This window comes from Enterococcus sp. AZ128 (assembly GCF_051714485.1).
Lineage (GTDB): Bacteria > Bacillota > Bacilli > Lactobacillales > Enterococcaceae > Enterococcus_A.
The window spans coordinates 457,448-468,935 of record NZ_JBIORZ010000004.1 but is presented as its reverse complement, the minus strand read 5'-3'; the positions used below and the strand labels follow the sequence as shown (position 1 = coordinate 468,935).

At 41.4% G+C, this 11,488-nt stretch carries 9 protein-coding genes and 8 tRNA genes; 13 read left to right on the top strand and 4 right to left on the bottom strand.

What is annotated here, in order from left to right; all coding sequences use genetic code 11:
- Positions 1-8 precede the first annotated feature (8 nt).
- From IGI38_RS23490 to gor, 13 genes are all read left to right on the top strand, one after another.
- Positions 9-81, top strand: a tRNA-Val gene (locus IGI38_RS23490).
- A 3-nt stretch (positions 82-84) separates the two neighbouring features.
- Positions 85-157 (top strand) — tRNA-Lys (locus IGI38_RS23485).
- A gap of 9 nt (positions 158-166) precedes the next feature.
- Positions 167-248: transfer RNA gene (locus tag IGI38_RS23480), tRNA-Leu, on the top strand.
- A gap of 19 nt (positions 249-267) precedes the next feature.
- Positions 268-340: transfer RNA gene (locus tag IGI38_RS23475), tRNA-Thr, on the top strand.
- Between the two features lie 4 nt (positions 341-344).
- A tRNA-Gly gene (locus IGI38_RS23470) sits at positions 345-416 on the top strand.
- A gap of 24 nt (positions 417-440) precedes the next feature.
- Positions 441-526, top strand: a tRNA-Leu gene (locus IGI38_RS23465).
- Positions 527-538: 12 nt separating this feature from the next.
- A tRNA-Arg gene (locus tag IGI38_RS23460) sits at positions 539-612 on the top strand.
- Positions 613-628: 16 nt separating this feature from the next.
- Positions 629-702: transfer RNA gene (locus tag IGI38_RS23455), tRNA-Pro, on the top strand.
- A gap of 117 nt (positions 703-819) precedes the next feature.
- A complete protein-coding gene (locus IGI38_RS23450) occupies positions 820-1,287 on the top strand; it encodes a CtsR family transcriptional regulator (protein ID WP_438734394.1) in 468 nt (155 codons plus the stop codon).
- A 5-nt stretch (positions 1,288-1,292) separates the two neighbouring features.
- Positions 1,293-3,791, top strand: coding sequence for an ATP-dependent Clp protease ATP-binding subunit (locus IGI38_RS23445; protein WP_438734379.1), 2,499 nt, complete (start codon positions 1,293-1,295; stop codon positions 3,789-3,791).
- 105 nt (positions 3,792-3,896) lie between these two features.
- Complete coding sequence (locus tag IGI38_RS23440) at positions 3,897-4,811, top strand: peptidase U32 family protein (protein WP_438734378.1); 915 nt, start codon at positions 3,897-3,899, stop codon at positions 4,809-4,811.
- Positions 4,812-4,826: 15 nt separating this feature from the next.
- Positions 4,827-6,068, top strand: a complete 1,242-nt coding sequence (locus tag IGI38_RS23435) for a peptidase U32 family protein (RefSeq protein WP_438734376.1) — start codon at positions 4,827-4,829, stop codon at positions 6,066-6,068.
- A gap of 241 nt (positions 6,069-6,309) precedes the next feature.
- Positions 6,310-7,659 (top strand): glutathione-disulfide reductase, encoded by a 1,350-nt coding sequence (gene gor / locus IGI38_RS23430; RefSeq protein ID WP_438734375.1) that lies wholly within the window; start codon positions 6,310-6,312, stop codon positions 7,657-7,659.
- 34 nt (positions 7,660-7,693) lie between these two features.
- Here gor and IGI38_RS23425 read toward each other — a convergent pair whose 3' ends face one another.
- From IGI38_RS23425 to IGI38_RS23410, 4 genes are all read right to left on the bottom strand, one after another.
- The gene (locus IGI38_RS23425) at positions 7,694-8,647 is read right to left on the bottom strand and encodes a biotin--[acetyl-CoA-carboxylase] ligase (RefSeq protein ID WP_438734374.1); all 954 of its coding nucleotides are present in this window, start codon (positions 8,645-8,647) and stop codon (positions 7,694-7,696) included.
- A gap of 99 nt (positions 8,648-8,746) precedes the next feature.
- Positions 8,747-9,550, bottom strand: coding sequence for an ABC transporter ATP-binding protein (locus IGI38_RS23420; protein WP_438734372.1), 804 nt, complete (start codon positions 9,548-9,550; stop codon positions 8,747-8,749).
- Positions 9,551-10,447: an ABC transporter permease gene (locus IGI38_RS23415; protein ID WP_438734371.1), complete on the bottom strand. Its 897-nt coding sequence runs from the start codon at positions 10,445-10,447 to the stop codon at positions 9,551-9,553. It lies immediately after the preceding gene.
- A gap of 42 nt (positions 10,448-10,489) precedes the next feature.
- The gene (locus IGI38_RS23410; protein ID WP_438734370.1) at positions 10,490-11,455 is read right to left on the bottom strand and encodes an ABC transporter substrate binding protein; all 966 of its coding nucleotides are present in this window, start codon (positions 11,453-11,455) and stop codon (positions 10,490-10,492) included.
- Positions 11,456-11,488: the final 33 nt, after the last annotated feature.

The window sequence follows — 11,488 nt, the reverse complement described above, 5'->3', positions numbered from 1 at the left end:
GAACTTATGGGGGTTTAGCTCAGCTGGGAGAGCATCTGCCTTACAAGCAGAGGGTCAGCGGTTCGAACCCGTTAACCCCCATTTGAGCCGTTAGCTCAGTTGGTAGAGCATCTGACTTTTAATCAGAGGGTCACTGGTTCGAGCCCAGTACGGCTCATAAGTATATGCGGGTGTGGCGGAATTGGCAGACGCACTAGATTTAGGATCTAGCGCCTTACGGCGTGGGGGTTCAAGTCCCTTCACCCGCATTTCTAATATTATTTAGTTGCCGGCTTAGCTCAGTTGGTAGAGCATCTGATTTGTAATCAGAGGGTCGAGGGTTCAAGTCCTTTAGCCGGCATCGCGCGGAAATAGCTCAGTGGTAGAGCACCACCTTGCCAAGGTGGGGGTCGCGGGTTCGAACCCCGTTTTCCGCTTTCCTGAAGACCAGGGGAAGAAACGCCGGGGTGGCGGAACTGGCAGACGCACAGGACTTAAAATCCTGCGGTGAGTGATCACCGTACCGGTTCGATTCCGGTCCTCGGCATTAATAAAATACGCACCCGTAGCTCAATTGGATAGAGTACTTGACTACGAATCAAGGGGTTAGAGGTTCGAGTCCTCTCGGGTGCATAATTTTTTTATTTACCGGGAAGTAGCTCAGCTTGGTAGAGTACTTGGTTTGGGACCAAGGTGTCGCAGGTTCGAATCCTGTCTTCCCGATCAAAAGAAGGTGAAAACCTTCTTTTTTTTTATCCTAATTTAAAGAAAGGCGTTCTTCTTTATTTCATGCGCCAAATTCGATATAATTATGGTCAGGAATAGTCAATAGGAGGCGATATTATGAGTAGAAATACCTCTGATTTGATCGAATCTTACTTAAAAGATATTTTGGAAAATAGTGAAATTATCGAAATTCGAAGGGCTGAGATGGCGCAGTTGTTTAATTGTGTACCTTCCCAGATAAATTATGTGATCAATACGCGCTTTACTTTTCAACGCGGTTATTTAGTTGAAAGCAAACGTGGCGGAGGCGGCTATATTCGAATAAGTAAAGTTAAGATTTCTGATCAGCATTACTTTTTGGAACAATTAATGGACTCTTTTGGCAGTGAAATTTCTGAAGCAAATGCTTTTGGGATAATTCAGAAACTATTTGAAGAAGAAATTATTACAGAGAATGAAGGCAATTTGATGTTGAGTGCAGTATCGAAGAATGTTCTTGGAATCAGTCAAATTGAAAATAGACTACGTTCAAGGATTCTACATGGATTTTTGGAACGCTTAAGTTATGAGAAAAAGGAGTGAGAGATATGGATCAGCTGTATACAGAACGCGCCAAAGCAGTATTGGCGATTGCGCAACAAGAAGCCAAATATTTTAAACACCGCTCGGTTGGTTCGGAGCATTTATTGTTAGCGTTAGTAATTGAACAACAAGGAATTGCGGGCAAAACATTGCGTCAGATGAATTCAAGCGAGAATGATATTCGTGAAGAAATCGAGCACATGACGGGATATGGATCTGTTAAGTCTTATCCAGAAGGCGGCTATCTTCCTTATTCTCCTAGAGCGAAGCAGATATTGATTTTTGCTGATGATGAAGCGAAACGTTTTAATGCAAAATTGGTAGGTACTGAGCACATCTTATTAGGATTATTACGGGATGATGAAATCTTAGCTTCTCATATCTTAGTGAACCTAGGTTTGAGTTTGCCTAAAATGCGACAGCTTTTACTGAAAAAAATGGGCGTCAATGAAACACAAAATACGAATCAAGGTGCGGGAGCTCGCAGGAAAACAGCGGCTAAACCTGCACAAAGTAATTCTCAAGGAACACCTACACTAGATGGCTTAGCTCGTGATTTGACGAAATTGGCGCGGGAAAAACGATTAGATCCAGTAGTTGGAAGAGATAGTGAAGTACGCCGTGTCGTGCAAATTTTGAGTCGACGTACGAAAAATAATCCTGTATTAGTCGGAGAACCTGGTGTCGGTAAAACGGCAATTGTTGAAGGCTTAGCGCAACGAATTATTTCTGGTGATGTTCCTGAAGATATGCGTGGAAAACGTCTGATGATGTTAGATATGGGCGCCTTAGTTGCTGGTACAAAATATCGAGGTGAGTTTGAAGATCGTCTGAAAAAAGTGATTGATGAAATTTATCATGATGGACAAATTATTTTGTTTATTGATGAATTGCATACTTTGATCGGTGCTGGCGGAGCAGAGGGTGCGATTGATGCATCGAATATTTTAAAACCTGCTTTAGCTCGTGGTGAATTGCAAACCATTGGTGCGACAACATTAGATGAATATCAAAAATATATTGAAAAAGATTCTGCTTTAGAACGACGATTTGCTCGTGTGCAGGTAGAAGAACCGACACCCGAAGAGGCAGAAGAAATTTTAAAAGGATTGCGCCAACGTTATGAAGACCATCATGGTGTAGAGATTACCGATGAGGCGTTGCATGCGGCAGTTTCTTTATCGGTTCGATACATCAATTCACGTCAACTTCCTGATAAGGCAATTGATTTAATGGATGAATCTTCTGCTAAAGTTCGCTTGGATTCGACGGATGAAGTATCAGAGCTTACGGAACTAGAAGAAGAGGTTCATGATTTGGTGGTTGAAAAAGAAAAAGCGATCCAAAATCAAGATTTTGAATCTGCAGCTCGTCTACGATTGCGTGAAAAACAATTATCTGAGGTGCTGGAACAAGCCAAAATTAAAGCAGCAAAACAAGAAAACGGCTATATTGATCAAGTGACTGATGAAGATGTAGCAGCAGTTGTTTCGCAATGGACTGGAGTGCCGTTACAACAATTAGAGAAAAAAGAAAGTCAGCGTTTGTTAGATTTAGAAAATGTTTTGCATAAACGAGTTGTCGGACAAGAAGAAGCTGTTCAGGCTATCTCGCGCGCTATCCGGCGTGCTCGTAGCGGGTTGAAAGATCCTAATCGCCCAATTGGTTCATTTATGTTCTTAGGACCAACAGGTGTCGGAAAAACAGAATTGGCGAAGGCTTTAGCCGAAGCGATGTTCGGCAGTGAAGAGTCTTTGATTCGAGTAGACATGTCTGAGTACATGGAAAAATATAGTACGAGTCGTTTGATTGGCTCTCCTCCAGGTTATGTAGGTTATGAGGAAGGCGGTCAATTAACAGAAAAAATTCGTCAAAAACCGTATTCAGTAATTTTGTTAGATGAAGTGGAAAAAGCTCATCCTGATGTCTTCAATATTTTATTGCAAGTCTTAGATGATGGTCATTTGACAGATTCGAAAGGTCGTAAGGTTGATTTCCGTAATACGATTTTGATTATGACTTCAAATATTGGGGCAACAGAAATCCGAGAAGAGAAAAATGTCGGGTTTAACGTGAAGGATATTACTAAGGATCATCAAGCTATGGAAAAACGTATTTTGGAAGAATTGAAAAAGGCGTTTCGTCCTGAATTCCTAAACCGAATTGATGAAACGGTTGTCTTTAAATCGTTAGACCAAGAACAAATCCATGAAATCGTGAAGATTATGAGCCGTTCTATATTAGATCGTATGAAAGAACACGAAATTAAAGTTAAGATCACGGCAGCAGCCTACGATGTGATTGGAAAAGTTGGTTTTGATCCAGAGTACGGTGCGCGACCAATTCGCAGAGCATTGCAAAAAGAGATTGAAGACCGATTAGCAGAAGCTTTATTGTCTGGTCAAATTCAATTGGGGGATGCGGTAACGATTGGTGCGAGCAAAGGAAAAGTCACATTGACTGTGAAAAATTCTAAAGAAGAAAAGATTCCTGAAAAAGTTTGATTGATTGGAGGATAACGCATTGGCGTTGTCCTCTTTTTCTGGGTGGTCAGTTGGAAACTTTGAGAAGCTGTGATAGTATGAGAAAGTCTAAAAGGAGGACGTATCATGATCGAATTAATTGCGACAGCAGAATCGATGGCACAGGCTGAAGATTTGTTAACTGCTGGCGTTGATACATTATACATAGGGGAAGAAGATTATGGCTTACGACTGCCGCATTCTTTTTCTCGTGAAGAACAAAAAGCCTTGATTGAGTTGGCTCACTCACTAGGTAAAAAAGTGAACATTGCTGTAAATGGCATCATGCATCCTGATAAGATGAAAAAGATTCCAGAATATTTGGCTTTTTTGGCGGAGGTGAAACCAGATCATGTAGTTGTTGGTGATACTGGTGTGATTTATTTATTGCAAGCATACGAATTGCCTTATATTTATGACGCGGAGACGTTGGTCACTAACGCACGACAAATCAATTTTTGGCAGAAAAAAGGTGCAGTCGGTGCTGTCTTAGCACGTGAGGTTCCTTTTGAAGAGATGCAGCGTTTAAGGGCGCATGTTGATGTTCCGGTAGAAATATTGGTGTATGGGGCTACGTGTATCCATCAATCGAAAAGGCCGTTGTTGGATAATTATTTTAATTATACGAAACAGACAGAAGACGCTTCAAAAGAGCGTGGGTTATTCATTTCAGAACCGAAAAAAGCAGAAACGCATTATTCAATCTATGAAGATCAGCATGGAACGCATATTTTCGCTGATAATGATCTGAATTTAATTCAAGAGTTGTCTGAACTGGCTCGGACAGGCTATCAAACATGGAAACTCGATGGTTTATTTACACCTGGGGTAAATTTTGTAGCTATCGCAAAAATATTTGCAGAGGCCAAAGCAGCAATTGAATTGGGCTCTTGGGATGAGACAGCGGCACTTAATGCGCAAAAAGAAATCCAAAAATATCATCCTGTTGGTCGGGGAATGGATACTGGTTTTTATCATTTAGACCCAACAGCGATTAAATAGGGGTATATTATTAACATGACAGAGAGAAAATTGAAACGTCCAGAAGTTTTAGCACCAGCAGGGACATTGGAGAAGTTGAAAACCGCCATTCATTATGGTGCGGATGCAGTATATATTGGCGGGGATGCTTACGGGCTGCGCTCGCGAGCTGGAAATTTTTCATTTGAAGAGATGGAAGAGGGCGTGGCATTTGCTGATGAGTATGGTGCAAAAGTTTATGTAGCAGCGAATATGGTAACGCATGAAGGAAACGAAGAAGGTGCGGGAGCGTTCTTCAAAAAATTACGGGATATTGGTATTTCAGCAGTGATCATTTCTGATCCGGCCTTGATTGAAATTTGTGCAACAGAGGCACCTGGGTTAGAAATTCACCTATCGACTCAAGCATCAGCAACAAATGCGGAAACGTTGAAATTCTGGCAAAATGAAGGCTTAGAACGGGTAGTATTAGCTCGCGAAGTCTCCATGGATGAACTAGCAGAGATTCGCCGCAACACGGATATTCAAATTGAAGCATTCATTCATGGCGCGATGTGTATTTCATATTCAGGTCGTTGTACGTTATCGAACCATATGTCGATGCGCGACGCTAATCGCGGCGGGTGTTCGCAATCCTGCCGGTGGAAGTATGAATTGTTCGATATGCCTTTTGCTCAGGAGCATCGTTCGTTAACAGAAAATGGAGATGTGACGGAAGAGTTTTCTATGAGTGCCGTGGATATGTCCATGATTGAGCATATTCCTGATCTGATTGAAAATGGTGTTGATAGTTTGAAAATTGAAGGACGAATGAAATCGATCCACTATGTTTCGACTGTAGCTAATGTATACAAAGCGGCTGTAGATAGTTATATTGAAGATCCAGATAATTATGTCTGCAAGCAGGAATGGATTGATGAATTATGGAAGGTTGCTCAAAGAGAGCTGTCTACGGGTTTTTATTACCACATACCGACAGAAAATGAGCAGCTATTTGGTTCGCGCCGCAAGATTCCGGTTTATAAATTTATCGGAGAAGTTTTAAACTATGATGAGGCCAGTGGGATCGCGACTGTTCGTCAAAGGAATCATTTTAAAGTTGGCGATGAAATTGAATTTTATGGCCCGCATTTTCAACATTTTGAACAGACTGTTGTGAAAATGAAAAACGATGAAGGTGAATTAATTGATCGTGCTCCAAATCCTATGATGGTTTTGACGATGCCTGTTGCTCAACCCGTTCAACCTGGAGATATGATTCGGAAGAAAAAAGACTAACGATTCAAAGCAAGATGATATGCCGACTAGAAAAATCTGGTCGGCTTTTTTGACAGAAGTCTCATACTAAAAATGAATATCATTGAAAATGGCTAGGCAAAAAGCAATTATTTTCTGACTGAATGTATTAAAATAGATTTATTGAGGTTGAAGAGATTGATTTGCTAATTCTAGGCTACTTTTTTATTTAGAGTGAGACAAATTGAATAAGTGATAAAAAATGATTAATGGAGGCAGATGAATGAAAGAGTATGATTACATTGTTATCGGTGGCGGTAGCGGCGGGATTGCTTCGGCAAATCGTGCGGGGATGCATGGCGCAAAAGTATTATTGATTGAAGGAAATAAAATTGGCGGAACATGTGTCAATGTTGGCTGTGTGCCGAAAAAAGTCATGTGGCAAGCGAGCAGTATGCTGGAGATGATTGAACGGGATGCGCCAAGCTATGGGGTTCAAGCGGATGTTGAAAAATTTGATTTTAAAGAATTAGTCGCGCGTCGTGAAAAATACATCGATTTTTTACATGGGGCTTACTATCGAGGACTTGACAGTAATAATGTTGAACGCATCGAAGGGTACGCAACTTTTAAATCGGATCATGTCATTAGTGTAAATGGCGAAGAATACACTGCACCGAATGTTTTGATCGCAACTGGTGGTCGTCCAAGTCAGATGACAATTCCTGGTGGTGAGTTTGCTATTGATTCTAACGGCTTCTTTGAATTGACAGAACAGCCTAAAGACGTGGTCGTCTTAGGTGCGGGATATATCGCAGCGGAATTGGTCGGTGTCTTGCAAGGAATGGGGACTCAAGTTCATTGGGCCTTCCGTTATGGCCGTCCGCTACGGACGTTCGATAAAATGCTGGCGGATAATTTAATAGAGATCTATCAAGACAATAAGATGAAGCTTTATGATCACCATGTGGCAAAAGAAATCAAACAAAATACTGATGGTACTTATACCGTTTATTTTGAGAATGGCAATACGTTAACGGGAGATCAGGTATTATTTGCTGGAGGGCGTGTTCCTAACACTGATAAATTAGGTTTGGAAAATACTTCGGTAACGTTGAATGAGAAGGGATTTGTGATCGTCGATAAATATCAAAACACAACGAGTGAAGGTGTTTATGCAGTTGGTGATGTTATCGGTAAGATTGATTTGACGCCAGTGGCCATTGCTGCAGGTCGTCGTTTATCTGAACGGATTTTTAATGGCAAGTCTGAAGAATTTTTGGACTATGAAAATGTGCCGACTGTGATTTTTACGCATCCAACGATTGCGACGATTGGATTAACCGAAGAAGCAGCTGTTGAACGTTATGGCAAGGAACAGATTAAAGTCTATCGTTCTCGATTCACTCCAATGTACTTTGCATTAAGCGACTACCGTCAAAAATGCGAGATGAAATTGATTTGTCTTGGAGAGGAAGAGAGGATCATCGGATTGCATGCGATCGGTATCGGTGTTGATGAAATGCTGCAGGGATTTGCTGTAGCTATCAAGATGGGAGCGACGAAGAAAGATTTCGATGACACTGTTGCCATCCACCCTACAGGTAGTGAAGAATTTGTGACGATGCGATAAAAAAATGATGTGCCAACTATGGCACATCATTTTTTTATTGGATTGAACTTAAGCTGATCTCACCAGATGAAATGGTTATTGTTTCATTTCCTAAATCAACCACTAATTCACCTGTATCAGTGATAGCAACCGCAGTTCCTAGATACAACTGTTCTTTACGCTTGAATGTGATTTTTTTACCTAGCACGAATGATTTTTTGCGATAGGTATCAAGATAAGCTTCTTGATCAGCTAACAAGTCAAAGAAACGATTCCAAATGGTGATAATCAATTGATTCCGTGTGATTGTCGCTTCACCATCAGGAAACAGGGAGGTTGCCTTTTCCTGCAGCTCTTCGGGATACTTTTCCTGCGGAATCGAAAAGTTGATCCCCATACCGATAATGATGTATTTTAATGAGTTGGTTTCAACATCAGTCATTGCTTCTGATAAAATTCCAACGACTTTTCTGTGATCCACATAGATATCATTCACCCATTTTATTTGACTGTCGATGCCTAATACTTCATCGATTGCTTCAGCGACAGCGACAGCCATCAAGATTGTATACTGTGGCAGCTCTTGCAGCTGCCCCTTGGGCTCTAATAATAAGCTCATGTAAATTCCTTGTTGTTTCGCCGCGAAAAAAGGTCGATTGAAACGGCCTCGCGGAGCCTCTTGCATGTCTGCTACGATCAATAAGGGTGATTTCTTGCCATCCATCACTGCTAGTTGCGCATCTTTCATAGTGGAGACGGAAGTCTCTAAGACGGTAACATCGACAGGTTGTTCGATATGTGCTTGGATTTCTTTTGCGTCTAAAATATCAGACGGTCGATAGCGATACCCATTTGCTAAGTGCTGAATCTGGTAGCCTTTCTTTTCCAATTCTTTGATTGCTTTCCAAATAGCGGTGCGGGATACACCTAATTCTTGGGCTAAGGTTTCACCGGACAGAATTTCTTCTGCAGCTTTTAAACGGGCCAAAATTTTTTCTTTCGTTGTCAACCGGATACCTCCATCATTTTTCATTCTGGGCTCAGTGTAACAAAAAAACAGGCTACATAAAAGTAGCCTGTCAAGAAAGAAGGGAGAATCATATCGGAATCAACCTAATAATAAGGCATCATCTTTGAGTTCGACACCAGAATTTTGATGGAACAGTTCCATCAATTTTGGAACTGTTAAATGTTGTTTTTCCTCTTGTTTCAAATCTAAAGCGATTTGTCCTTGATGGAGCATGATTAATCGATTACCGTACTGGATCGCATCCTCCATATTATGGGTTACCATGAAGGCGGTCAGCTCTTGTTCGCGAATCAAACGTTCGGTCAATGCCATCACTGTTAATGATGTCTTTGGATCAAGCGCCGCTGTATGTTCATCTAGTAAAATCAAGTCGGGTCGTTGTAAAGTAGCCATTAATAAAGTGATGGCTTGGCGTTGTCCGCCGGAAAGTAAACCGATCTCAGCGTCTAATCGATTTTCCAAGTTTAGATTCAACATCGCTAGTTGTTCTTGGAAGAAACTCCGATCTTTGCTTTTTACCCCTAGAGAAAATCCACGCTTGTGTCCGCGCTTCATTGCTAGGGCTAAATTTTCTTCTACCGATAAACGAACTGCCGTCCCCATTTTAGGGTCTTGGAAGACGCGGCTGATTTTTTTTGAACGACGAGTTACAGAATGCTTGGTGATTTCTTCTTCATTCAGAAACATTTGCCCTTCTTCAATCGGCAGAGTACCAGCAACACTATTCAGCAGGGTTGATTTTCCTGCACCGTTACCACCGATGATCGTTACGAATTCGCCGGGGGCTAAGCTTAAATTGATGCCGCGCAATACATGATTTTCATTGACTGTACCACGTTCGAAATATTGGTGAAGGTTATTGATTCTTAATACTGGTTGCATTTACGCCGCCCCTTTCTTTTTCGATTTGAAGGTAAATTTTGAACGAATTTGCGGTAATGATAGACAAATAACTAATACGATTGCTGAAGCTAGTTTAGAATCTGTCGGCTCCACATTCAGCTCAAATACTAACGCTAAGATGAAGCGGTAAATAATGGCGCCCGCCACAATTGTAATCAGGCGAATAAGGATTGGTTTATTATGGAGCAGAACTTCCGCGATAATGATCGAAGCCAGTCCAATAACGATAGTCCCGACCCCTGAATTCAAATCGGCGAAGCCATTGTTTTGCGCGAGCAATGCCCCTGAAAGAGCGATGCTGCCGTTTGAGATCATGTAGCCCAACAGCTTCATATTCTCAGTTTTAATTCCGTTAGCTTCACTCATATCCGGGTTATCACCAGTTGCTCTGACAGCTAAACCAATCTCTGTTCGGAAAAAAAGAACTAGCAATAAGATGACCAGCAGTACGATGAAAGCGCCGACCAAAATCACAGCATTATTTTTACTCAATCCCATATCTTGTGCAGCAGTAAAAACAGTACTTTCTCCAAGCAAAGCAATGTTTGGCGCGCCCATCACTCGTGAAGTAATGGAATATAAACCAGTCATCGTAATTATTCCGGCCAGTAGAGCTGGAATTTTGAATTTGGTATTCAAGATTCCAGTGACTAGTCCAGCTAGCATACCGCCAACAAAGGCCAGTAAAGTAGCCAACACAGGGTGCAAGCCGCTGACAATCCCGATCGCAGCAATCCCTCCGCCTAAAGGGAAACTACCTTCGGCGGTTAGATCCGCAATATCCAAAATTCGAAAAGTCATGTAAACTCCGATCGCTAATAGTGACCAGAGCATACCTTGTGACGTCGCTGATAAAAACAAAGTGATAACATTCATGATTCTTCCTTCTTTCTTTTTGGTGCTGTTTAACTATTCTCTTTATTTAGGTTCTTTGATGCTATCTGGATCGATTCCCAAGGCTTCCGCCATGTCTTTGTTGACAACTAATTTAAGTGTGTCGGCTGACTCTACTGGTGTATCTTCAGGTTTTGCATCCCCATCCAAAATTTTTGCCGCCATTTTTCCAGTTTGTTTGCCAAGTGATTTGTAGTCAATTCCAACAGTCGCTAAACCACCACCATCGACTTGTTCAGTTGAACCTGCAACTAATGGAATTTTCTTTTCTTTTACCACATCACCAATGACCGAAGCGGCACTTGCGAAGGTATTATCTGTCGGGACATAGATACCATCTGTTTCACCTGCTAGTGATTCAGTGACCTGCTGAACATCATTTGTTGTGTTGGCCGTTTTGACTTTGACGTCAACGCCCGCTTTCTTCAATGCTTTTTCAGCAAGATCAGCTTGGATTTTTGAATTGGCTTCACCGGCGTTGTACATAATTCCAATAGTTTTCGCATCTGGAACGATGGATAATAAAAGATCAATTTGTTTATCGATTGGGACCATATCGGTTGTTCCCGTTACGTTTCCGCCCGGTTTTTTATCACTTTTAACTAATTTCGCTTCTTTTAAATCCGTAACGGCGGTAACAGTGATCGGAATTTCGGTTGTTGCGTTTAATAAAGACTGAGCAGCTGGCGTAGCGATCCCTAGAAGCAGATCTGGTTCATCCTTAATTAACTTCTCGCTCATACTTTTTAAATTATCTTGATTGTTTTGTGCATTTTGGTATTCAATTTCTAGATTATCGCCTTCTTTATAGCCGCCTTCTTCTAGTCCTTCTTTGAACCCTTCATAGGCATTGTCTAAAGATGAGTGTTGAACTAGTTGCAAGACGCCTACTTTTTTAGCGTCATCATTTCCGCCTGCTTCTTTGCTGCCGCAAGCTCCTAACATTAATAAACTTACCAATCCAATTCCTGCTAATACCGTTTTTTTCATAATTTTCTCTCCTTCTTCAAATTGCATACCAAT